Genomic DNA, 22,617 nt, shown 5'->3' with positions numbered 1-22,617 from the left:
TCTGTCGTTTTTTTTGCTAAAGTCGCAGTAAATCTCCTGCAAGGACTGGATATGCTGATTCTGATTTCACCTGCAAAAACGCTCGACTACCAAAGTCCGCTGGCAACGACACGCCATACGCTACCCGAACTGCTGGATCACTCTCAGCAGCTTATCCATGTGGCGCGCCAGCTCTCTGCGCCACAGATTGGTAAGCTGATGGGAATTAGCGACAAGCTGGCGGATTTGAATGCCACGCGTTTCCATGACTGGCAGCCTGACTTCACGCCGGACAATGCGCGCCAGGCCATTCTGGCGTTTAAGGGCGACGTGTATACCGGACTGCAGGCTGAAACCTTCAGCGAGGCGGATTTCGACTTCGCTCAGCAGCATTTACGCATGCTGTCCGGGCTGTATGGTGTTCTGCGCCCGCTGGATTTGATGCAACCCTACCGTCTGGAGATGGGCATTCGTCTGGCCAATGCGAAGGGTAAAGATCTCTATCAGTTCTGGGGAGATACCATCACCGATAAACTTAACGAAGCGCTGGGAGCACAAGGCGACAGCGTGGTGATTAACCTCGCCTCAGACGAGTATTTTAAATCCGTGAAGCCGAAAAAGCTGAGCGCAGAACTGATTAAACCGGTATTCCTTGATGAGAAGAACGGCAAATTCAAAGTCATCAGCTTCTATGCCAAAAAAGCCCGCGGCCTGATGAGCCGCTACATCATTGAAAACCGCTTAACGCAGCCAGAACAGTTGACCGCTTTTAACAGCGAAGGCTATTTCTTTGATGAAGAAGCGTCAGGAAACGGCGAACTGGTGTTTAAACGCCACGAGCAATAATTTACATGCCGGATGACGGCTAACGCCTTATCCGGCCTGCAGGTTTTGTAGGCCCGCTAAGCAAAGCGCCAGCGGGCACCACCATTAACCGCGAGTCATCATCAGCTTACGCAGTTGCGCAAAATCAGCGGGCAGATGATGCGAAAGCAGCGGCAAGTCTGCACGTTCAGCCAGCTCTTTTGGTAGATCCAGCGTGACATTCAGAATCTGTTCAACGCTTTCTTTAAATTTCGCCGGATGTGCGGTGCCAAGGAACAGGCCATATTCGCCCGGATTCAACTGGTCACGCAGTGCACGATACGCCACCGCCGCATGCGGCTCTGAGGTGTAACCAATCTTCTGCAGTTCGCGCATGGTGTCCTGCGTCGTTGCATCATCAACGGCGGCATAACCCAGCTCATTCAGACGCCAAATTTTACGGCGGAACAGTTCTTCCACGCGCGGCCAGTTGTTCGGCTGGCTGACATCCATGGCATTCGATAACGTCGCCTGAGTCGCTTTCGGCGCCCACTCACCTTCAGCAAGGAAACGCGGAACCGTATCGTTGACGTTAGTTGCCGCAATAAAGCGCTTCACCGGTAAGCCCAGTGATTTCGCCAGCAGCCCGGCGGTCAAATCGCCAAAGTTACCGCTGGGAACGGAAATAACCAGCTGATTCCGCGCCTCTTGCGGCAGTTGAGCCACGGCTTCAAAGTAGTAGCAGATTTGCGCCAGCAGGCGACTGATGTTGATGGAGTTTGCGGAATTCAGCCCCAGAGCAGCCTTCAGCTCTTCATCATCAAACGCCTGTTTCACCAGCGCCTGGCAGGCATCAAAATCACCGTCGATGGCGACAGTTTCAATATTGCCGCCCAGCGTACAGAACAGTTTTTCCTGTAATGGGCTGATCTTGCCATTTGGGTAGAGGATCACCACACGCACATTTTTCAGGCCATAAAAAGCATGTGCAACTGCGGCCCCGGTGTCTCCGGATGTCGCAGTCAGTATTGTCACCGGTTTGTCGCCGCTGATGTGCGTTAGCATTTGCGCCATAAAGCGCCCGCCAAAGTCTTTAAACGCCAGTGTCGGACCATGGAATAGCTCCAGACAGCCGATATCACCTTCGACCTGAGCGACCGGTGCCGGGAAGGCAAACGCCGCACGCACGCGCTCCTCCAGGATCTCTTGTGGGATCTCCGTGCCAATAAATGCGGAAAGGATCTTAGCGCTGCGGCTGACGAAGTCCTGGTTCAGCATCTCATCCACTTCTGTCAGATTAAATTCCGGCAGCTCGTGTGGAAAAAACAATCCCTGATTCTTGCCAAGCCCTTGCGTGACGGCCTGCGCAAAGCTGACCTGTTCGTTGTGATCTTTCAGATTATAGAGTTTCATTGATTATCCCAGTACCCGTGCGCCCGCCGTGTCCAGCCGGCAAATATGAACAAAGCCTTCCTGATTTTGCAGGTAATTTTTACCCAGCCAGTCTGCTACGCGCTGTGCCGTATCCGGCTTATCGCATAAGGCGAACAGCGTCGGCCCCGAGCCGGAGATGCCGCTGGCCAGCGCGCCGATTTCCGCTACCGCCTGACGCGCCTGGCTAAAGCCAGGCAGCAAGCGGGTACGGTACGGCTCAGCAATGACGTCCTTCATCAGCTTCGCGGCAAGCCCAGGCTGACGGGAATAGCAGGCATGGATAAATCCAGCCAGATGTCGCCCGTGGGCAATACAGTCCTGACGACGATATTGCGCAGGTAAAATCGCCCGCGCTTCCGCTGTGGAAACTTTAATACCTGGATATGCCAGCACCCACAGCCACTCATCAAAGCCTGGCACCTGCTGGCTGATAATGCCGTTTTCTTCGATCATTAGCTGCATGCCGCCCAAAAAGCACGGGGCGACATTATCGTAGTGAATACTGCCGGAGATACGCCCTTCCAGTTCACCCATAATCGCCAACAGTCGCGTATCGTTGAGCGGTTTACCGCAGTACTCATTCATCGCGACCAGCGCCGCCACAACGGAACAGGCGCTGGAGCCTAACCCGGAGCCAATCGGCATATTTTTTTCCAGCGTCATCGCCACCGGAACGTTTTTACCCAACTCCTGACAGAAACGCTCCCAGCACTGGTAGACGATATTTTCTCGCGGCTCAGACGGCAGCTTGTTAGCAAAACGCCCGAGATTGTTCAGGCTGAACTGGTCAGCCGTCTCAACCGAGACCACGTCACCCAACAGTGAACCATCTACGGGGGTTACCGCCGCGCCAAGCACATCGAACCCGACGCTCATATTGGCACTGGAAGCCGGGGCATAAACTCTCACCATGTCAGACTCCTAACTTCCATGAAAGGGTGCGTAGCAGGTCGGCGAATACGCCCGCAGCCGTCACGTCGTTACCCGCACCATATCCACGCAGCACCAGCGGTAGCGGCTGATAATAGTGGCTGTAAAACGCCAGCGCGTTTTCACCGTTTTTCACTTTGAACAGCGGATCGTTGCCGTCTACTGCCTCTATTTTCACGCGACAGACGCCATCTTCTTCAATATTGCCAACATAGCGCAATACTTTACCCTCATCACGGGCTTTCGCCACGCGCGCGGCAAACTCGTCATCCAGCTGCGGCAATTTCGTCATAAACGCGGAAACATCACCGGAATCATCAAACTCTTTTGGCAGGACCGGCTCAATAACAATGTCAGAAAGCTCCAGCTCACGACCGGTTTCACGGGCGAGGATCAGCAGCTTACGCGCTACGTCCATACCGGAAAGATCGTCACGCGGGTCAGGTTCGGTGTAACCCATCTCACGCGCCATGCTGGTGGCTTGCGAGAAGCTCATTCCTTCATCCAGCTTGCCGAAAATAAACGACAGCGAGCCGGAAAGAATACCGGAGAAACGCTGCAATTCATCACCTGCGCTGAGTAGATTTTGCAGGTTTTCAATAACCGGCAAGCCCGCGCCCACGTTGGTATCGTAGAGGAATTTACGCCGGGACTTCGCCGCTGCAAAACGCAGCTGATGGTAGTAATCCATCGACGAGGTGTTGGCCTTTTTGTTCGGCGTAACCACATGGAAGCCTTCGCGCAGGAAATCAGCATATTGATCCGCCACCGCCTGGCTTGACGTACAGTCGACGATCACCGGATTAAGCAGATGATATTCTTTTACCAGACGAATTAAGCGCCCAAGGTTGAATGGCTCTTTCGCGCTTTCCAGCTCCGCCTGCCAGTTTTCCAGATTCAAACCATGGACGTTGGTCAGCAGAGCCTTCGAATTCGCCACGCCGCACACGCGCAGATCGATATGTTTGCCCTTCAACCAGCTTTGCTGGCGCTTGAGCTGCTCAAGCAGTGCTGAACCCACCCCGCCTACGCCAATGACAAAGACTTCAATCACCTGGTCGGTGTTGAACAGCATCTGATGGGTGACGCGTACGCCAGTGGTTGCATCGTCGTTATTCACCACCACCGAAATAGAACGCTCAGACGAGCCTTGCGCGATGGCCACGATATTGATGTTGGCGCGGGCCAGCGCAGCAAAGAATTTCGCCGAGATACCGCGCAGCGTGCGCATACCATCACCCACAACCGAGATAATCGCCAGACGCTCAGTCACCGCCAGCGGCTCGAGCAGGCCTTCTTTCAGTTCGAGATAGAATTCATCCTGCATCGCGCGTTGCGCACGCGCGCAGTCGCCCTGCGGAACGCAGAAGCTGATGCTGTATTCAGAAGAGGATTGCGTGATCAGCACCACCGAGATGCCCGCACGCGACATCGCGGCAAAAACGCGCGCCGCCATGCCTACCATACCTTTCATTCCAGGGCCGGAGACGCTAAACATCGCCATGTTATTAAGGTTAGAAATACCTTTCACCGGCAAATCGTCTTCATCACCGCTGGCGCCGATCAACGTGCCCGGCGCTTGTGGATTGCCGGTATTTTTAATCAGGCACGGGATCTGGAACTGGGCAATTGGGGTAATGGTGCGCGGATGCAGAACTTTGGCGCCGAAATAAGAAAGCTCCATCGCTTCCTGATAAGACATCGACTTCAGCAATCGGGCGTCGGGTACCTGGCGCGGATCGCAAGTATATACGCCGTCAACATCGGTCCAGATCTCACAACAGTCCGCGCGTAAACAGGCGGCCAGTACGGCGGCAGAGTAGTCGGAGCCATTGCGCCCCAACACCACCAACTCACCTTTTTCATTCCCGGCAGTAAAGCCTGCCATCAAAATCATGTGGTCCGCAGGAATACGACTGGCGGCAATGCGGCGCGTAGATTCGGCGATATCAACGGTAGATTCGAGGTAATGGCCTACCGCCAGCAATTTCTCGACCGGATCGATAACGGTAACGTGGTGCCCGCGCGCCTCCAGCAGGCCTGCCATGATAGCGATCGACATTTTTTCGCCACGGCAAATAAGCGCGGCATTGATGCTGTCCGGGCACTGTCCCAGCAGGCTGATACCGTGCAGGACATGTTTAATTTGGGCAAATTCTTGTTCAACGAAGGCTTTGAGCGGAGCCAGCGGAAAACCCGGCTGCGCGGCGGCGAGACCAACCAAAAGCTCTGAGAAAATACGTTCGGCGTCACTGATATTGGCTAAAGCGTCCTGACCACCGATGGTCTTCTCAATCATCGCCACCAGATGGTTGGTAATTTTTGCGGGGGCAGAGAGCACGGTCGCGACCTGCCCCTGCCTGGCATTGCTTTCCAGAATATCGGCAACTCGCAGAAAGCGCTCTGCATTTGCCACTGATGTACCGCCGAACTTCAACACTCGCATGGTTTACCTCGTTGCCTTTGGTCGAAAAAAAAGCCCGCACTGTTTAGGTGCGGGCTTTTTCTTGTGTTTCCTGTACGCGTCAGCCCGCACCGTTACCTGTGGTAATGGTGATGGTTGTTGTAATGGTGATGCTGATGCGTTTCATGATGTTGTGTGCTCTGTAATTATTTATGGCCTGTCTTGTATTCTTTTAGGGTTAAAGTATCTGCTGACCTAAGTCAATAAATTTTTAAATTGATCACATTCCGAAACTTGTTCACGAGCGACTGCTTGCCCTTTTATTTTCAACCAATACAGCGTGCGCACCCCACTTGAAGTCAGAATCAAACACTAAAAAATAAAACAAAGAAGACATTTTATTTTGTAATACTTTTTTCGATATCATGTAAAAAACGGTGCAACATTGCCGTGTCTCGCTGCTCTAACAGACCCATTCGCTGTTGCAGCCAGTCCGTCAGCTTAATGTCGTCAGAAACGTTCAGCGTGGCTAATAAACGCAAAACACGTTCGCGCAATGCCTGTAGCTGATGCTCATCCGTCACCTCAATGTTTCTGGCCGGTTGTTGTATTAAACCTGCTAATTGATAGCAATACACCATCACCGCCTGCCCCAAATTGAGTGATGGATAGTCAGCCACCATAGGTACACCGGTGAGTACATCCGCCAGAGCCAATTCTTCGTTGGTTAACCCCGAATCTTCACGACCAAAAACCAGCGCGGCGTGATCCATCCACGTTGATTTTTCCTGCAACAGGGGAACCAATTCGACCGGCGTGGCGTAATAATGAAACTTCGCCCGGCTGCGCGCCGTGGTGGCGACGGTAAAATCCACGTCGTGAAGCGCCTCCGCTAATGTTGGAAAAACGTTAATATTATCAATAATATCACCCGAGCCATGCGCAACCCATCGCGTCGCAGGCGCCAGATGAGCCTCGCTATCAACGATCCGCATTTGTGTGAATCCCATGGTTTTCATAGCACGAGCTGCCGCGCCAATATTTTCGGCTCTGGCGGGAGCAACCAGAATAATTGTTAAACGCATTTTGATACTCTTTTTGACCGGCCTGCAGATAATTATGTGATGTGCATCAACATATTACGCAGCGCGAATTTACATATTTTTAACAGAAATCACTGAAAAAGCATTTCACATTCAGTAAAAAATGCTAAACTATTTCCTGCATGTACTATTGCTTTTTATGTTAACAGAAGTTGCATATCCTTCTGTTTATCCATGATAATTTGATTTAGAATGGTTCTCATAGATTGGATTCATTACATTTATTAATTAGCGCGTGCAACTAGTTGTAATATTGCAATTTTGTGATGAAAGCTATCATTTAGATACGTTGATTTCATCAAACTGTTAACGTGCTACAATTGAACTTGATATATGTCAACGAAGCGTAGTTTTATTGGGTGTCCGGTACGTCTTAGCCTGTTATGTTGCTGTTAAAATGGTTAGGATGACAGCCGTTTTTGACACTGTCGGGTCCAGAGGGAAAGTGCCCACGACCAAGCTAATGATGTTGTTGACGTTGATGGAAAGTGCATCAAGAACGCAATTACGTACTTTAGTCATGTTACGCCGATCATGTTAATTTACGACATGCATCAGGCAGGTCAGGGACTTTTGTACTTCCTGTTTCGATTTAGTTGGCAATTTAGGTAGCAAACATGCAGACCCCGCACATTCTTATCGTTGAAGACGAGTTAGTAACACGTAACACGTTGAAAAGCATTTTCGAAGCGGAAGGCTATGATGTATTCGAGGCGACAGATGGCGCGGAAATGCATCAGATCCTCTCTGAATATGACATCAACCTTGTGATTATGGATATCAATCTGCCAGGTAAAAATGGTCTTCTGTTAGCGCGTGAACTTCGCGAACAAGCTAACGTTGCACTGATGTTCCTGACGGGCCGTGATAACGAAGTCGATAAAATTCTCGGCCTCGAAATCGGCGCTGACGATTACATCACCAAGCCGTTTAACCCACGCGAACTGACTATCCGTGCTCGTAACCTGCTGTCCCGCACCATGAATCTGGGCACAGTGAGCGAAGAGCGTCGTAGCGTCGAAAGCTACAAGTTCAATGGTTGGGAGCTGGACATCAATAGCCGCTCTCTGATTGGCCCTGACGGCGAGCAGTATAAACTGCCACGTAGCGAATTCCGTGCCATGCTTCACTTCTGCGAGAATCCGGGCAAGATCCAGTCTCGCGCAGAACTGCTGAAAAAAATGACCGGCCGCGAACTGAAGCCGCATGACCGTACCGTTGACGTAACAATCCGCCGTATTCGTAAGCATTTCGAATCCACACCGGATACACCAGAAATCATCGCTACCATTCACGGTGAAGGCTACCGTTTCTGCGGCGATCTGCAGGATTAATGTCATCCTGACTGGTATAAAAACGGCGCTTTATGCGCCGTTTTTCATTCTACTACGCCCCTATTTCCACAACCGTAATTCATCGTCCTCAGTTGCGTTCTCCTTTTTGGGCTTTGGCTGTGCAAGCCGGTGCCAGTCAAGATGACGCGTCAGGAACATCACCCCACAAAGCGCCAGTAACAGCACGCCCGTTCCCAGCAGTAACGCGCTGTCCTGCGAACGCAACAGTACCCACATCACGCCATCCAGTCCCAGCAATGCTGCGGTAAAAAACAGACTGTTACGCCATCCCTGTAGTATCGCCTGTAAATACACGCCGTTCATCAGCGCGCCTACCAGGCTTGCCGTAATCCACGCCGCAGTAAAACCCACATGCTCCGACAGCGCCAACAACAGCAAATAGAACATCACCAGTGATAATCCCACCAACAGATACTGCATCGGGTGCAGACGCAGACTGGTCATACTCTCGAGCACAAAGAAAGACATGAAAGTCAGTGTAATCAATAAAATGGCATACTTTGTCGCCCGATCTGTCAGTTGATACTGATCCGCAGGCGTAGCCACAGCGACGCTAAACGCAGGCATGCCCTGCCAGCCAATCTTCTCATCGCCGAAGCGTTCTCCCAGATTATTCGCGAACCAGCTACTTTGCCATTGCGCCTTAAACCCTGACTCACTGATTTCACGCTTAGCCGGAAGAAAATCGCCGAGAAAGTTAGGGTGTGGCCAGTTGCTGGTCACAGTCATTTCGCTATTACGACCAACCGGGACGACAGAAAAATCACCGGTTCCACTCAGATTAAGCGACAACACGACACTGAGATTTTTTTCCGCCCAGCCGGCATCCGGTAGCGGAATGTGGATCCCCTGAGCACGGCCATCCAGCCCAGTACCGGGTTCGACCGCCAGCGATGTTCCATTAATCTGCGAAGCCTTCACGACGCCAATCCCGCGCGCGTCGCCCACGCCAACCACAATAAACGGTTTACCGACGCTGACATTGGGATGGTTTAAATCGCTCAGCCGTTCGGCGTTAAACTCAGCCTTCACCGATAAATCGTTGTGCCAAACCTGTCCTTCATAAATACCTATCTTCCGCGCTTCAACGTTCTGGTTACCCTCAACAACCAGTGATTCCGGCAACCAGAAGTGGATGTAGCTGCGCTTTCGCTGGATCTGTTTGTCACCTTCCAGCTCGGTATACAGTTCCGTCACCGGGACAGCAATCAGCGGGCCTACCACCTTTTGCGGCCCACTGGTGCTCTGTCGAATAGCATCTTCTACCTCACTACGGTAGTCCGACCGCTCAACAATAATCTGCCTGATCATCGTCAGTGGAATTAACAGCAGCAGCATAGCGCCACCTAAGGTGACTATTTTCCAAAACAGGGGGGATTTAAACATAGCGTTCTCCTTTGCGATATCAGCAAGGTAAAACAGCTATGTGCGGGGAATTTGAAGTTATGTGAAGTGACGGTGAAGTGTAAACGAGGCCTGCGCCCCGCCTTCTGGTCGGTTGCATAACGTCACGTCACCTCGATGCAATCGCGCAACCTCACTGACAAACGCCAGCCCCAGCCCACTACTCTTATGCCCATTCTCACGGGGCAGCGAGTAGAAGCGTTCAAAAATACGCGGCAACGCAAAGTCAGGTATGCCACTACCGTTATCACTGACCTGTATTGTGACGCGGTCCTCCTGCGAATGCGCGCTCAATACAATTGTCCCGTTCTCCAGCGTAAAATCGATGGCGTTATCCAGCAGATTACCCAACGCTTGCTCCAACAGTGCGGCATCGGCGGCAACCGTCAGCGATGAAGGTACAACGGTAAGCGTGATATTTTTTGCCGCCAGCTGCACACTACGCGCCTCTTTAAGCTGGGTAAAAAGCGCATCTACCGCCACCGGCGTCAACGTAATGTCCTGTCGATTCTCCAGTCGTGCCTGGCGTAGCAAAGTTTCGACCAGCGCCTGCATGCGCGCATTCTGCGTCAGAATATTATCGGTGAAACGCGCAACCACGTTCGGCGGCGGCCCTTCGCGCAAAATCTCAGCCGCACCGCGGATCGCCGCCAACGGGCTTTTTAACTCATGCGTCAACGCATAGACGTACTGCTCAATATAATTCTTGCCCTCCAGCTTCAGACGCATACTTTCCAGCGCCTGCGCCAACTTGCGTAGCTCACTGCTACCAAGATCAGGAAGCGCAACGGGGCGATCCTCAGTGACAGAATCAGCATAGCGTGCCAGCCGCGCGATAGACCGGTTTATCCACCATACCATCCCAAAGCCAATCACTAAGGCGATCCCCAGTAACACGGCGCTGGCCCACAGCATCCGCCGCTCACTGCGTTTAATCACTGGCGTCATTGCCGCATTCGGTTTACCAACGCTCAGCACCCCGATAATACGTCCGCCGTCAACAATCGGTGCGGCAACATACATCACCGAACTTTCCGGATCGGCCGTGTTCTGTGGCGTACTTCGTGCGCCATACTGCCCACGCAGCGTTAACCATACGTCGTTCCAGCGAGAATAATCTTCGCCGACGGCCTGGTTGGCGGAATCAAATACCACCTTGCCCTGCGCGTCCGTCATGTAGACGTGATACTCATTGCGCACTTTGTTAATGCCACTGATATTGGCGCGAAAAGGACGATCGTGCAGTTGCGAAAAGGCCTGTGCCAGCCTGCCGTTGGCGGGAGAGTCAGAGAGCAAGTCATCACGTGCCAGCGCGGCCAGCAGCGTGGCGGTATCAATTAAAGTGCCTTCGGTCGCCCGGCGCACGCCTGGCTTAATTTCCTGCACAAAGATAGACAGAACGAACCAGGCGGCGACGGCAACAATCAGAAAATAGCCGAGCAGCAAACGCATGCCAATGCGCATCAGACGCTCCTCAGGCTGTATCCCATACCGCGATGCGTATTGATGGGGGAAAGCTCGGGGTTGATGGCCCGCAGCTTGGCGCGCAACGTTTTGATGTGGGTATCGACCGTTCTGTCAAAGGTATCCTGGGCATCGGCCCAGACTAAATCCATTAACTGTTGGCGTGAGTAGACGCGTCCCGGCGACAACAGTAATGTCTTCAGCAACAAGAATTCATAGCGCGTCAGATTTAACGGCATCCCAAACCAGGTAATCTGTGCGGCAAGCTCATTGAGCTCAAAATCCCCACAGCGCGTCGCCGGTGAAGGCGTGGAGAATTTTCTCACCCGCCGCAGCAATGTACGCACGCGGGCGCACACTTCACGCGGAGAGAAGGGTTTCGCCACATAATCATCCGCACCAATTTCCAGCCCCAGCAGGCGATCGACTTCATCGCTACGCGCAGTCAGAAAGAGGATCGGTAATGCCGGATGGCGTTCCAGCAAGCGTCGGCACAGTTCAAAACCACTGATATCCGGGAGTCCGACATCCAGAATGATCGCATCCGGACATCTCTGGCGTGATTTTTCCAGCACGGGCAATCCACGCTCAAAAGCTTCAACGCTAAAACCTTCCTGCTGCAGCATGTAGATAAGCGTATCCGCAATCCCCTGCTCGTCCTCAACCAACCAGATCAGCGTCTGTTGCATTTTGCCTGCCTGTTATCGCTGCCACGGCATGATAGGTACCGCGCTGATAGCATTTTTGGGCGATCCATCAACCACCTTATCTGAATAGGCCAGATAGGCCAGCGCATTACGTTTTGCATCATAAAAACGCACGACCTGTAAGGATTTAAACACCAGCGATGTACGTTTCTTAAAGACCACCTCGCCCTGGGCTTTGCCGTTTTTAATTCTGTCGCTCAGCTCCACCGGCCCCACCTGCTGACAGGAGATAGCCGCGTCGGAAGTATCTTCAGCCAAACCCAGTCCACCTTTAATTCCACCGGTTTTGGCGCGGCTAACGTAGCAGGTCACATTGGTGACATCAGGATCATCAAATGCCTCGACCACAATTTTATGATCCGGTCCAAACATTTTGAACACGGTATCGACAGATCCAATCTGCTCCGCATGGGCAACCTGCGCCATCATCAGCAGAATTGAGGAAATGACTAAGCTCTTATATTTCATATTGTTACCATTTTTAAAAGTTACTCTGTGCAATTATTCGACATTCTAAGATAAAACGTATATAGATCACAGGATTACAATAATCACGCTTTCGTATGTCCGAAAAAAGCATTTATGAGCAAAAAAAACACTGAATGCTAAAACAGCAAAAAATGCTATTATCCTCATACCTGACGTCAGGTACTCGTTGTTGAAAGGATGAGGATATTTTATGGATCAGGCTGGCATTATTCGCGACCTCTTAATCTGGCTGGAAGGCCATCTGGATCAGCCTTTGTCGCTTGACAATGTGGCGGCAAAAGCAGGCTATTCCAAGTGGCATCTGCAGAGAATGTTCAAGGACGTGACGGGCCATGCTATTGGCGCCTATATCCGCGCCCGCCGTTTATCGAAGTCCGCAGTGGCACTACGCCTGACTGCGCGTCCGATTCTGGACATCGCCCTGCAGTATCGCTTTGACTCTCAACAAACCTTTACCCGCGCGTTCAAGAAACAGTTTTCTCAGACGCCTGCGCTGTATCGTCGTTCGCCGGAATGGAGCGCTTTCGGTATTCGCCCGCCGATGCGACTGGGTGAATTTGCTATGCCTGCGCATGAGTTTGTCACGCTTGAAGATACGCAACTGCTTGGCACTACGCAAAGCTATTCCTGCTCGCTGGAACAGATTTCAGATTTCCGTCATGAAATGCGGATCCAGTTCTGGCGCGACTTCCTCAGTCAGGCTCCTGCGATCCCGCAGGTTCTGTACGGACTCAATGAAACGCGCCCCAGCATTGAGAAAGATGACGAACAGGAAGTGTTTTATACCACCGCGCTCACACCAGAGCAGGCCAACGGATACGTGCAGTCGGCGCAACCCATCCTGTTACAGGGCGGCGAATATGTGATGTTTACCTATGAGGGTCTGGGGACGGGCGTGCAGGAGTTTATCCTGACGGTTTACGGCACCTGCATGCCGATGCTGAACCTGACGCGCCGTAAAGGGCAGGATATCGAGCGATACTACCCGGCAGAAGATGCCAAAGCGGGAGATCGCCCTATTAACCTGCGCTGCGAATTCCTGATTCCGATTCGCCGCTAGCGCTGCAGTTCATCCAACGCAGGGGCGTCCAGATGAGAGATGTCCCCTGCCGTTTCAACTACCCATCCCGGTGCCAGCCATAAACTTTCCTGGTAATCGACACGAGAAATAGAGCAGTTGCGCAGACGCAGGCGACGTTCAGCCCATGCCGGTAATCCCAGAATCGTACTCACCAGGCAACCCAGCGCGATACCATGACTGACCAGCAGCGGTCGACTCCCCGGCGGCAGTTCCAGACAGGATGCCAGCGCCGCGTTAACGCGATCGCTCAGTTCCTGCATCGATTCCCCTTCAGGAATACGGCCATCCACCGTACCGTTCACCAACTGACGACGCCAGCCCTCTTCCTCCGGCGTCAGCGTATCAATATGACGTTGCTCCAGCACGCCCATATTCAGTTCACGCAGACGTGAGTCATAGGTGATATCACAGCCGCAGGCCTGGGCGATGATTTCTGCGGTGCGTCGTGTACGACCTAAATCGCTACTGATGACATGCGTAATACCAAACGAGCGGGCGCGTTCACCCACCTGCATGGCTTGCTGCTCACCTTTAGCGGTCAGTGGGCTGTCTGACTGGCCTTGAATACGTCGCTCGGCGTTCCACTGCGTTTCGCCATGGCGAACAAGGTATACCTGTAACATGCTTTTTTTCCGTTATACTGCGATGCGATGAATTTTCAAACTGAGCTTAATTATGCACAAGGTTATCTCTGCGACCACCAATCCTGCCAAAATTCAGGCAATTCTGCGGGCATTTGAAGAGATTTTCGGGGAAGGATCCTGCCATATTGAACCCGTCGCCGTCGAGAGTGGCGTGCCGGAACAACCTTTCGGAAACCAGGAAACGCGCACTGGCGCACGAAATCGCGTTGATAACGCTCGCCGCCAGCACCCGCAGGCTGATTTCTGGGTCGCCATTGAAGCAGGAATTGACGATGACGCCACCTTTAGTTGGGTGGTAATTGATAACGGCGTCCAGCGCGGCGAAGCCCGTTCAGCCACGTTGCCATTGCCTGCTGTCATTCTCGACAGAGTCCGCTTGGGTGAAGCGCTCGGCCCGGTAATGTCGGACTATACAGGTATTGATGAAATTGGCCGTAAAGAGGGTGCAATCGGCGTGTTTACTGCAGGTAAGCTGACGCGCTCGAGCGTCTACCACCAGGCGGTGATTCTGGCGCTCAGCCCGTTTCATAACGCGGTGTATTTATAGCATTGTGCCGGATGTTCAATCGTAGGCCGGATAAGGCAAAGCCGCATCCGGCGGATCAATTTTTCCCGAGCAACACCTGTTCCAGCCACTGACGCAGATCCACCGGCGCGGATTTGAGGCTATTCGACCCTCGCGTAATAGTAGCAATCCCCGCCCCGAGCTCGTTTTTAAGCTCACGCTGGCTCATCTCACCGCGCAGCAGCTCTTCAATGATACGCACACGCGTGCCCAACGCTTCACGCTCATCCGGCGTTAACATCAAATTGAGCAGTGGCAGGTGTAAATCTTGTTCGTAGGCGTGTTTAAGCAAATCGACAAAACGTAACCACTCCTGGTGACGTTGTTCTGCCATCTCTGCTGAATAGGGTGATTGCTGAGTCATAAGTTATCGCCATCGTTGCGGGGGAAGCGTGCTTGCTTCCCCCTTTGTACTCTTTAACGAGTACGATAGCATAACACAACCGACACGATCAGTAACGACGTTGCCATTCTGCGTCGCTCATCAACTCCGGTTTATCGCCGAGAAAATAGCGATAGTACGCATCGTATGCCAGCACGTTCTTCACATAACCACGCGTCTCTGAGAATGGAATGCTCTCGACAAACGCGACGGCATCAATGCGGCCAGCGCTATTGCCAAGCCAGGTGCGAACGCGCCCCGGACCGGCATTATAGGCTGCTGACGCAAAGATGCGGTTATTGCCAAATTGCTGATACACGTACTGCAAATAGCTGGTTCCGATGTTGATGTTGGTATCAGGATCCAATAGCTGGCTCGGACTGCTGTAACCCGGAATCGAGAACATTTTCACCGTATGCGTCGCCGTACCCGGCATAATCTGCATCAGCCCGCTTGCGCCAACCGGTGATTTCACTTTCGGGTTCCAGGCGCTTTCCTGACGCGCTATCGCCATCGCATAGCTTGGCTGAATATCCTTGCCGCTGGTGTAACGGGTAAACAGATCCTTGTAGGCCAGAGGGAAACGTTCTTCCAGGTGATCCCACAGCTTACCGGCGATCGTGGCCTGAACGCTCAGATCCCACCAGTGATTGTTGAACGCGTAACGCGCCAGTTGTGCCTGTTCAGACTTCGTGCGGCTGGTAACCAGATTCGCCCACTCACTGCGTGCGGTATTGTCCATGTTCCAGTACATCAGTTCACGAACACGCGCCATTTCTGGTCCCTGAGTCAGCGCAGAATCAACGTTAGCTGGTGCTTTATCCACTTTCAGCGCGTACTCTTCGCCCAGGCGCTGTGCCGCCACCATCGGATAGAAACCGCGCTGCTGCATGAGTTGGTGCAGGATCTCTTTGGCTTCCGCATCGCGTCCGCGCTCCAGCAGCAGATCCGCCTGCCAGTAGCGCCATTCATCTTTTTCTTTGGCTTCCATTGGCAAACGCGCCAGCCAGGTATTCAGGCCACGGCGATCGCCGGTTCCCAGCGCCATGCGCACACGGCGCTCCACAAGCGTTGTGGAATTCGAGCGCATAATGGCATCATCGCGCCATTTGGCCTGCTCGTCGGTAACGTCATTGCCCATCAGGCGCCAGGCAACAATATCGCGCAGATCCTGGGTTTGCTCGTCATTCAGCTGCTGCGCCTGCACCAGCGAGGGGATCATCAGGCGGGCGTTTTCCACATCCTGGCGCGCCACGCTGGCAAAAGCCACCGCCGCCATCTGGCGCGTAAAATCTGTTGCTCCAGTTGTCCGCGCAAAGGTCATCACCGAATTAGGATCGTTGGCCAGCGCGATAATTGCCTGCGCAATTGTCTGATACTGTGCAGGCATCTGTCCGGCCAGCGCGGTCACCAGTCCGGTATTCCCGGCTTTCATCGCCAGACGGATACGTTCCAGATACGCCAGCGGATCCTGAGTACCGGAAGCGCGCCATACGCCAAATAATTTGTCACAAGCGTTCGGCTGGCTTTTGCCGGTTAACCACAGTTCTTTCGCGCCCTGCCAGGCTTCTTCGGTTTGCCCGGTACTCCATTTCGCAAAGTAATAGTTACATTGCGCTTCCGTGGTACCCGGTTTTTCCGGGCTGAACGCCAGCAGTCCACGCCAGTCTTCGCGGCGCGCCAGTTCGTTCACGAAACGCGATTGCAGCGTACGCGCCGGGGGCAGCGTCGGGTTGGTGCGCACAAAATTGGTGACGGTAATGGTGGGCTGATTCATCAGATCGTCAGTGATCTGGCGATATTCCAGATAAGGATACAGAGGATAGTTCTTCAGCCCGGGCATCATCTGCTCTACGACGTCCATTTGTCGGTTATCCCAGGCTTGCTTAATTTGCGCATAGCGATTGCGCTGCTCATCCAGGGAATCGGCTCGCGCCACTTGACTGACCGTCAGCAGACATACGCTGGCCGCCAGCAGGCGCCAGGTAAATTGTTTGGCTTTGTCCACAAGCTCTTCCTCTTGTCGTTTACGTCTGTGCAGCATCATGCCGCTTAATTCATTCATGCTAACCAGACATTGCAGAATGTGCCACGTCACGGACACTTTTTTACTTTTGTTGCGAGTGAGATCTGCTGGCTGGGATTGGGCAATGAAAAAGGCTACACTTCGCCTTTGATAACTATTTACCAATAATTAGCCCTCAATAATTCAAGTTGCAGCAAGGCGGCGAGGGAGTGAATCCCCTGAGCGTACAAAAGTACGTGACTGGGGTGAACGAACACAGCCAACGCATCTGCGGCTTGAAGTATGACGGGATAAACATTAGAGGCGAGTCCAACGTGGCCCAATTCGTTTATACCATGCATCGTGTCGGCAAAGTCGTTCCGCCGAAACGTCATATTCTTAAAAACATCTCACTGAGCTTCTTCCCTGGCGCCAAAATCGGTGTACTCGGTCTGAACGGCGCGGGTAAATCTACCCTGCTGCGCATCATGGCCGGCATTGATACCGATATCGAAGGCGAAGCTCGCCCACAGCCTGGCATTAAAATCGGTTACCTGCCGCAGGAACCGAAACTAAACCCGGAACATACCGTTCGCGAATCCGTTGAAGAAGCGGTTGCCGAAGTGGTTAACGCACTGAAAGGCCTGGATGAAGTGTACGCCAAGTACGCAGAGCCAGACGCCGACTTCGATAAACTTGCTGCGCAACAGGGCAAGTTTGAAGAGATTATTCAGGCGCACGACGGTCATAATCTGAATGTACAGCTCGAACGTGCCGCCGATGCCCTGCGTCTGCCGGACTGGGATGCCAAAATTGAGAAGCTTTCCGGTGGTGAACGCCGCCGCGTCGCGCTGTGCCGCCTGCTGCTGGAAAAACCAGACATGCTGCTGCTCGACGAACCGACTAACCACCTGGACGCCGAATCCGTGGCGTGGCTGGAACGCTTCCTGCATGACTTCGAAGGCACCGTGGTGGCCATTACCCACGACCGGTACTTCCTCGACAACGTAGCGGGTTGGATTCTGGAGCTTGACCGCGGTGAAGGTATTCCGTGGGAAGGCAACTACTCCTCCTGGCTGGAGCAGAAAGATCAGCGTCTGGCCCAGGAGGCCTCTCAGGAAGCGGCTCGCCGTAAATCCATTGAGAAAGAGCTGGAGTGGGTACGCCAGGGCGCGAAAGGCCGTCAGTCTAAGGGCAAAGCCCGTCTGGCGCGCTTTGAAGAACTCAACAATACCGAATACCAGAAACGTAACGAAACCAACGAACTGTTTATTCCACCAGGACCTCGTCTGGGCGATAAAGTCGTTGAAGTCACCAATCTGCGTAAATCCTACGGCGATCGCGTACTGATTGACGACCTGAGCTTCTCGGTACCGAAAGGCGCTATCGTCGGCATTATCGGTCCGAATGGCGCGGGTAAATCGACCCTGTTCCGCATGATGTCCGGTCAGGAACAGCCTGATAGCGGCACCATTGAGCTGGGTGAAACCGTGAAGCTGGCGTCTGTTGACCAGTTCCGTGATGCCATGGACAACAGCAAAACCGTGTGGGAAGAAGTGTCCGGCGGGCTGGATATCATGAAGATCGGCAACACCGAGATGCCAAGCCGCGCCTACGTAGGCCGCTTTAACTTCAAAGGGGTGGATCAGGGCAAACGCGTCGGCGAGCTGTCCGGTGGTGAGCGTGGCCGTCTGCACCTGGCGAAGCTGCTGCAGGTTGGCGGTAATATGCTGCTGCTCGATGAACCAACCAACGACCTGGATATCGAAACCCTGCGCGCGCTGGAAAACGCCCTTCTGGAGTTCCCGGGCTGCGCGATGGTTATCTCGCACGACCGTTGGTTCCTTGACCGTATCGCCACCCATATTCTGGATTACCAGGATGAGGGTAAGGTTGAGTTCTTCGAAGGTAACTTTACCGAATACGAAGAGTACAAGAAACGCACGCTGGGCGCGGATGCACTGGAGCCGAAGCGTATTAAGTACAAGCGTATTTCTAAGTAATTAGCGTTAAGCGCCGGATGGCGGCGTGACGCCTTATCTGGCCTACGAGGTTAGTGCGACTTGTAGGCCGGATAAGCGCAGCGCCATCCGGCATGTAAACTATCTCTGTTCGCCCATCAACTCTTTTACCAGCTCCACGCAGCGCAGGAAGCGACCATCGTAGTCCGGCTCCTGAACGTGCACAAAATCGATGTTGTTTTCCTGTAACATCTCCACCAGCAACGTCTGAAACGCTTTTCTGTCAACCGAGCTGCCAAGGCTGCGCAAACCATCTGCCACCCACGGGGTGTTGTTTTCCAGCAGGATCACCAGGTCAAAGCGATACTCGTCAATCAGCGCCTGCACAAACGGGTGTTCACGCCCTTCGTACTTTTTGCAGAAGGCCTGAGTGGTCACGAAATCGGTGTCGATGAACGCCACTTTATTGGCATACTTAACAGCAAAATCAATGTATTGCGCTTGTCCCAGGGCGATTTTATCGTAGTCAGAATACTGTAATGCCATCTCGTCGCCGCCCAAATGGGAGAAGACGTAATCACGCCCATATTCCCACGCACTGGTGGTGTTAAAAATGTTGGCGAGCTTGTTCACCAGCGTCGATTTACCGCTCGACTCCCCGCCGAGGATCGCCACGGTGCGCACGAAAAACGGCTTCACTTCGGTGGGAATATACTCCCAGTAGCGAAACGGGTTCTCACGGATTTGCCCGCCGCTGATGCTCATAAACGTCCGCTTGGGATCCACCAGCACGGTTTCGATCCCCAGATGTTCGAGGTATTGCGGGGCATCTGACTCTTCAGAGGTGTAGATCCAGTTTGGCTGGATCCCTTTCTCCTGCATGAACGTTTTTATTCCGTTGCTCCACACGTCCCAACCATGTGGATACGGCTCCATGCCCTCTTCATTGAAGGCATGAATACGAATATTTTTCTGATACTTAAAGGTTTGCAGCAGCCAACGCAGACGATCGGGCACCGTGGGCTGTTGCGACATGGCGCTGTCTTCAAACAGACTACGATCGCGCGTGTCGTCATAGCCCATAATGATATGCAGTTCATCGACCTGACTACAGGCGCGCTGGATAAGATAGATATGGCCGGTATGCAGCGGATAAAACTTACCGAATACCACACCGATATTTTTCTGCTGACGCGGAAACTCCAGTCCGAGAAAACGGTGCAACGCCTCCAGCTTTTGCGCGCTGGGGCTTTTAATTTTGGCATTCAGAAGCTGGCTTAGATATCCCTTGGTCATGCCACTGGCATCCGCCACCTGTTGCAGGGTACAGCCCTTTTGCTTAATGGCGGTTTTCAGATAATCAAATGACACAAGAGCCTCCTGCTGAAGAAACATGTAAAAATGCCTGATGGCGCTTCGCTTATCAGGCCTACAACATCAATCCGTAGGCCGGATAAGACGCATTGCGTCGCCACCCGGCAAATTATACAACATCAGTGCATACAGATAATTATAGGTCGTCAAACACGCTTAACGCATCTGCAAGCTTCTTAACGCCAAAGACCTGCATCCCTTCCGGCACTTTTTTCGGAACGTTAGCGGCAGGAACAATCGCCCGGCGAAAGCCGTGCTTCGCCGCTTCGGAAATACGCTCCTGACCGCTCGGCACAGGGCGGATTTCTCCCGCCAGCCCCACTTCACCAAAGACCACCAGATCCTGCGGCAACGGCCTGTCGCGCAGACTGGAAACCATTGCCAACAGCAGTGCCAGGTCGGCGCTGGTTTCGGTAACCTTTACGCCGCCGACCACGTTGACGAACACGTCCTGATCCGCCATCTGCAAGCCACCGTGACGATGTAACACCGCCAGCAGAATCGCCAAACGGTTTTGTTCCAGACCGACCGCCACGCGACGCGGGTTCGCCATCATTGAGTGATCGACCAGCGCCTGAATCTCTACCAGCAGCGGGCGCGTGCCTTCCCAGACTACCATCACCGAACTACCGGAAGTGACTTCATCGCCACGGCTTAAGAAGATTGCAGACGGGTTGCTGACTTCGCGCAGACCCTGCTCGGTCATGGCAAAGACGCCCAGCTCATTCACCGCGCCAAAGCGGTTTTTGTGGCTACGCAGAGTGCGGAAACGGGAATCAGCGTCACCGTCGAGCAACACCGAGCAGTCAATACAGTGCTCCAGCACCTTCGGCCCGGCCAACGAGCCATCTTTGGTGACGTGGCCGACCATCACAATCGCTACGCCGCGCGTTTTGGCAAAGCGCGTCAGGTAAGCCGCAGTTTCACGCACCTGTGCCACGCTGCCCGGCGAAGACTGAATGTCCGCCATATGCATCACCTGAATGGAGTCGATCACCATCAGTTTCGGCTGTTCTTCTTCAGCAATCAGGCAAATTTGTTCGATACTGGTTTCCGACAGCATGTTCAGGTTCGCCGTCGGCAAGCCAAGTCGATGCGCGCGCATCGCCACCTGTTGCAGCGACTCTTCGCCAGTGACGTACAGGGTTTTCATCTGCTCGGCGAGCCTGCACAGCGTTTGTAGCAGCAGCGTTGATTTCCCCGCGCCGGGGTTACCGCCAATCAGTATGGCGCTGCCGGGAACCACCCCGCCGCCGAGCACGCGGTCAAACTCTTTAAATCCGGTAGAAAAACGCGGCAGTTCCTCAAGGCTGATGTCAGAAAGCTTCTGCACTTTTGCGACGCCCGCATTTCCGGCGTAGCCGCTGAGTCGCTCGTTGCGCGCCACCGTTGGCGACGCGGCAAGGCGCACCTCGGTTATGGTGTTCCAGGCCTGACAGGCGCTGCATTGCCCCTGCCAGCGCGGGTAATCGGCCCCGCATTCATTACAAACAAAGGCGCGTTTAGGAGCTTTTGCCACGTTTTACCTCATTATTTCTGATTCATGCTGCCAGAGAGAATGCAGAACACGCCCATCAGGTCAGCGTGACGGATAGTAATCTCCGTCTTTTCATTCACTTTGGGTTTCGCATGATACGCAATGCCCAGCCCGGCCGTTTTGATCATCGGCAGATCGTTGGCACCGTCGCCGATCGCCACCGTCTGCGCCATCGGGATCTCATACTCTTGCGCCAGGCGGGTCAGAGTACTGGCTTTGTACTGCGCATCGACGATATCGCCGATCACGTTGCCAGTGAATTTACCGTCCATGATCTCCAGCTCATTCGCTACAGCTGCCGTCAGGCGCAGCTTGTTACGCAGATAATCGGCAAAGAAAGTAAACCCGCCAGAAGCGATAGCCACTTTCCAGCCAAGCGTTTCCAGTTTTAACACCAGTTGCGTCAGGCCTGGCATCAGCGGCAATGTTTCGCGCACCTGGTGCAGAATATTGGCATCAGCACCCTTCAGCGTCGCCACGCGGCTGCGCAGGCTGGCGGTAAAATCCAGTTCGCCGCGCATCGCGCGTTCGGTGACTTCAGCAACCATTTCGCCGGTTCCGGCCAGTTTAGCAATTTCATCAATGCATTCGATCTGGATAGCCGTTGAATCCATATCCATCACCAGTAAACCCGGCGTGCGCAGATGCGGAATTTTACCTAATGGGGCAACATCCAGTTTGGCGTCATGCGCCAGTTTTGTCGCTCTCGGCGTTAACGAGCCCGCCAGACGAATCACCTGATAATCCTCAACGCACCAGGCGGCTACGATCACCATCGCCGCACCCAGTTTGCTCTGGTATTGCGTTAAACGTTGTTTATCCAGCCCACGACCATACAGCAGCCAGCCACTGCGGCCCGCGTGGTAATCCAGCGGCATCACTTCATCACCGCTTAAAGAAAGGGGCAGACCTGGCCACAGAGAGACATCTTCAGGTAGATCGCACCAGGTAATGTTAGGCATTAAAGCTCCTGTAAAATCGTTCGGGTCGGAATC

General features: G+C 53.3%; 21 protein-coding genes and 1 other annotated feature. Of the genes, 5 read left to right on the top strand and 16 right to left on the bottom strand.

Annotation, left to right across the window (positions count from 1 at the left end; translation table 11 throughout):
- Positions 1 to 51: 51 nt before the first annotated feature.
- Complete coding sequence (yaaA, locus tag FDX24_RS22445) at positions 52 to 825, top strand: peroxide stress protein YaaA (protein ID WP_137364959.1); 774 nt, start codon at positions 52 to 54, stop codon at positions 823 to 825.
- An 84-nt stretch (positions 826 to 909) separates the two neighbouring features.
- On the opposite strand, the gene thrC is transcribed toward yaaA, so the two are convergent.
- The 6 genes from thrC to yjjY form a co-directional block, all read right to left on the bottom strand.
- A complete protein-coding gene (thrC, locus tag FDX24_RS22440) occupies positions 910 to 2,196 on the bottom strand; it encodes a threonine synthase (RefSeq protein ID WP_124020734.1) in 1,287 nt (428 codons plus the stop codon).
- A gap of 3 nt (positions 2,197 to 2,199) precedes the next feature.
- The gene (gene thrB, locus FDX24_RS22435; RefSeq protein ID WP_048212756.1) at positions 2,200 to 3,129 is read right to left on the bottom strand and encodes a homoserine kinase; all 930 of its coding nucleotides are present in this window, start codon (positions 3,127 to 3,129) and stop codon (positions 2,200 to 2,202) included.
- A gap of 1 nt (position 3,130) precedes the next feature.
- Entirely contained in the window at positions 3,131 to 5,593 is a 2,463-nt protein-coding gene (thrA, locus tag FDX24_RS22430) for a bifunctional aspartate kinase/homoserine dehydrogenase I (protein WP_137364958.1), read from the bottom strand.
- Between the two features lie 23 nt (positions 5,594 to 5,616).
- Positions 5,617 to 5,743, bottom strand: a sequence feature (Thr leader region).
- Entirely contained in the window at positions 5,673 to 5,738 is a 66-nt protein-coding gene (gene thrL, locus FDX24_RS22425; RefSeq protein ID WP_032337689.1) for a thr operon leader peptide, read from the bottom strand. It overlaps the preceding feature by 66 nt.
- Positions 5,744 to 5,949: 206 nt before the next feature.
- A complete protein-coding gene (locus tag FDX24_RS22420) occupies positions 5,950 to 6,636 on the bottom strand; it encodes a tRNA/rRNA methyltransferase (RefSeq protein WP_061067201.1) in 687 nt (228 codons plus the stop codon).
- Positions 6,637 to 7,035: 399 nt separating this feature from the next.
- Positions 7,036 to 7,176 carry a protein YjjY gene (gene yjjY / locus FDX24_RS22415; protein WP_001541509.1) on the bottom strand — a complete coding sequence of 47 codons (141 nt, stop codon included), beginning with the start codon at positions 7,174 to 7,176 and terminating at the stop codon, positions 7,036 to 7,038.
- 95 nt (positions 7,177 to 7,271) lie between these two features.
- Between yjjY and arcA the strand changes: the two genes are divergently transcribed.
- Positions 7,272 to 7,988, top strand: a complete 717-nt coding sequence (gene arcA / locus FDX24_RS22410; RefSeq protein ID WP_001194359.1) for a two-component system response regulator ArcA — start codon at positions 7,272 to 7,274, stop codon at positions 7,986 to 7,988.
- A 60-nt stretch (positions 7,989 to 8,048) separates the two neighbouring features.
- Here the strand turns inward: arcA and creD are convergent, their stop codons facing one another.
- The 4 genes from creD to creA are packed head-to-tail and all read right to left on the bottom strand — an operon-like array spanning position 8,049 to position 12,052.
- Positions 8,049 to 9,395 carry a cell envelope integrity protein CreD gene (creD, locus tag FDX24_RS22405; RefSeq protein ID WP_061067200.1) on the bottom strand — a complete coding sequence of 449 codons (1,347 nt, stop codon included), beginning with the start codon at positions 9,393 to 9,395 and terminating at the stop codon, positions 8,049 to 8,051.
- Positions 9,396 to 9,452: 57 nt separating this feature from the next.
- The gene (creC, locus tag FDX24_RS22400; RefSeq protein WP_048212760.1) at positions 9,453 to 10,877 is read right to left on the bottom strand and encodes a two-component system sensor histidine kinase CreC; all 1,425 of its coding nucleotides are present in this window, start codon (positions 10,875 to 10,877) and stop codon (positions 9,453 to 9,455) included.
- Positions 10,877 to 11,566: a two-component system response regulator CreB gene (creB, locus tag FDX24_RS22395; RefSeq protein ID WP_137364957.1), complete on the bottom strand. Its 690-nt coding sequence runs from the start codon at positions 11,564 to 11,566 to the stop codon at positions 10,877 to 10,879. Before creB ends, creC begins: the two co-directional genes overlap by 1 nt.
- Positions 11,567 to 11,578: 12 nt before the next feature.
- On the bottom strand, positions 11,579 to 12,052 hold the full coding sequence (gene creA, locus FDX24_RS22390) for a protein CreA (RefSeq protein WP_048212762.1): 474 nt from the start codon (positions 12,050 to 12,052) through the stop codon (positions 11,579 to 11,581).
- Positions 12,053 to 12,263: 211 nt separating this feature from the next.
- Here creA and robA point away from each other — a divergent pair, with 211 nt between their 5' ends.
- Positions 12,264 to 13,133 carry an MDR efflux pump AcrAB transcriptional activator RobA gene (gene robA / locus FDX24_RS22385; protein WP_048212763.1) on the top strand — a complete coding sequence of 290 codons (870 nt, stop codon included), beginning with the start codon at positions 12,264 to 12,266 and terminating at the stop codon, positions 13,131 to 13,133.
- Here the strand turns inward: robA and gpmB are convergent.
- Positions 13,130 to 13,777: a 2,3-diphosphoglycerate-dependent phosphoglycerate mutase GpmB gene (gene gpmB, locus FDX24_RS22380; RefSeq protein ID WP_005123948.1), complete on the bottom strand. Its 648-nt coding sequence runs from the start codon at positions 13,775 to 13,777 to the stop codon at positions 13,130 to 13,132. The genes robA and gpmB overlap by 4 nt on opposite strands.
- A 52-nt stretch (positions 13,778 to 13,829) precedes the next feature.
- Between gpmB and yjjX the strand changes: the two genes are divergently transcribed.
- Entirely contained in the window at positions 13,830 to 14,345 is a 516-nt protein-coding gene (yjjX, locus tag FDX24_RS22375; RefSeq protein WP_137364956.1) for an inosine/xanthosine triphosphatase, read from the top strand.
- Positions 14,346 to 14,400: 55 nt separating this feature from the next.
- On the opposite strand, the gene trpR is transcribed toward yjjX, so the two are convergent.
- Together trpR and sltY are read right to left on the bottom strand one after the other, a co-directional pair.
- Positions 14,401 to 14,727 carry a trp operon repressor gene (gene trpR, locus FDX24_RS22370; protein WP_003837292.1) on the bottom strand — a complete coding sequence of 109 codons (327 nt, stop codon included), beginning with the start codon at positions 14,725 to 14,727 and terminating at the stop codon, positions 14,401 to 14,403.
- Positions 14,728 to 14,815: 88 nt separating this feature from the next.
- Positions 14,816 to 16,753, bottom strand: a complete 1,938-nt coding sequence (sltY, locus tag FDX24_RS22365) for a murein transglycosylase (RefSeq protein WP_137365012.1) — start codon at positions 16,751 to 16,753, stop codon at positions 14,816 to 14,818.
- Positions 16,754 to 17,085: 332 nt separating this feature from the next.
- Here sltY and ettA point away from each other — a divergent pair, with 332 nt between their 5' ends.
- Positions 17,086 to 18,753 (top strand): energy-dependent translational throttle protein EttA, encoded by a 1,668-nt coding sequence (gene ettA / locus FDX24_RS22360; protein WP_048212765.1) that lies wholly within the window; start codon positions 17,086 to 17,088, stop codon positions 18,751 to 18,753.
- Between the two features lie 99 nt (positions 18,754 to 18,852).
- Here ettA and nadR read toward each other — a convergent pair whose 3' ends face one another.
- The 3 genes from nadR to serB all read right to left on the bottom strand — a co-directional run bounded on the left by nadR (position 18,853) and on the right by serB (position 22,584).
- The gene (gene nadR / locus FDX24_RS22355; protein WP_137364955.1) at positions 18,853 to 20,106 is read right to left on the bottom strand and encodes a multifunctional transcriptional regulator/nicotinamide-nucleotide adenylyltransferase/ribosylnicotinamide kinase NadR; all 1,254 of its coding nucleotides are present in this window, start codon (positions 20,104 to 20,106) and stop codon (positions 18,853 to 18,855) included.
- 115 nt (positions 20,107 to 20,221) lie between these two features.
- Positions 20,222 to 21,604, bottom strand: coding sequence for a DNA repair protein RadA (gene radA / locus FDX24_RS22350; RefSeq protein WP_001728171.1), 1,383 nt, complete (start codon positions 21,602 to 21,604; stop codon positions 20,222 to 20,224).
- Positions 21,605 to 21,615: 11 nt separating this feature from the next.
- Complete coding sequence (serB, locus tag FDX24_RS22345) at positions 21,616 to 22,584, bottom strand: phosphoserine phosphatase (protein WP_101741335.1); 969 nt, start codon at positions 22,582 to 22,584, stop codon at positions 21,616 to 21,618.
- Between the last annotated feature and the right edge of the window lie 33 nt (positions 22,585 to 22,617).

Origin of the sequence: Citrobacter sp. wls716 (assembly GCF_005280975.1) — a bacterium.
GTDB classification, from domain to species: domain Bacteria; phylum Pseudomonadota; class Gammaproteobacteria; order Enterobacterales; family Enterobacteriaceae; genus Citrobacter; species Citrobacter youngae.
Note: the sequence above shows the minus strand (reverse complement) of the source record. Positions and strands in the feature narration are given on the sequence as shown.

Bases quoted from the DNA above. Each gene is read 5' to 3' on its own strand.
- yaaA (WP_137364959.1), top strand. From the start codon at position 52: ATGCTGATTCTGATTTCACCTGCAAAAACGCTCGACTACCAAAGTCCG.
- thrC (WP_124020734.1), bottom strand. From the start codon at position 2,196: ATGAAACTCTATAATCTGAAAGATCACAACGAACAGGTCAGCTTTGCG.
- thrB (WP_048212756.1), bottom strand. From the start codon at position 3,129: ATGGTGAGAGTTTATGCCCCGGCTTCCAGTGCCAATATGAGCGTCGGG.
- thrA (WP_137364958.1), bottom strand. From the start codon at position 5,593: ATGCGAGTGTTGAAGTTCGGCGGTACATCAGTGGCAAATGCAGAGCGC.
- FDX24_RS22420 (WP_061067201.1), bottom strand. From the start codon at position 6,636: ATGCGTTTAACAATTATTCTGGTTGCTCCCGCCAGAGCCGAAAATATT.
- yjjY (WP_001541509.1), bottom strand. From the start codon at position 7,176: ATGACTAAAGTACGTAATTGCGTTCTTGATGCACTTTCCATCAACGTC.
- arcA (WP_001194359.1), top strand. From the start codon at position 7,272: ATGCAGACCCCGCACATTCTTATCGTTGAAGACGAGTTAGTAACACGT.
- creD (WP_061067200.1), bottom strand. From the start codon at position 9,395: ATGTTTAAATCCCCCCTGTTTTGGAAAATAGTCACCTTAGGTGGCGCT.
- creC (WP_048212760.1), bottom strand. From the start codon at position 10,877: ATGCGCATTGGCATGCGTTTGCTGCTCGGCTATTTTCTGATTGTTGCC.
- creB (WP_137364957.1), bottom strand. From the start codon at position 11,566: ATGCAACAGACGCTGATCTGGTTGGTTGAGGACGAGCAGGGGATTGCG.
- creA (WP_048212762.1), bottom strand. From the start codon at position 12,052: ATGAAATATAAGAGCTTAGTCATTTCCTCAATTCTGCTGATGATGGCG.
- robA (WP_048212763.1), top strand. From the start codon at position 12,264: ATGGATCAGGCTGGCATTATTCGCGACCTCTTAATCTGGCTGGAAGGC.
- gpmB (WP_005123948.1), bottom strand. From the start codon at position 13,777: ATGTTACAGGTATACCTTGTTCGCCATGGCGAAACGCAGTGGAACGCC.
- yjjX (WP_137364956.1), top strand. From the start codon at position 13,830: ATGCACAAGGTTATCTCTGCGACCACCAATCCTGCCAAAATTCAGGCA.
- trpR (WP_003837292.1), bottom strand. From the start codon at position 14,727: ATGACTCAGCAATCACCCTATTCAGCAGAGATGGCAGAACAACGTCAC.
- nadR (WP_137364955.1), bottom strand. From the start codon at position 20,106: ATGTTTCTTCAGCAGGAGGCTCTTGTGTCATTTGATTATCTGAAAACC.
- serB (WP_101741335.1), bottom strand. From the start codon at position 22,584: ATGCCTAACATTACCTGGTGCGATCTACCTGAAGATGTCTCTCTGTGG.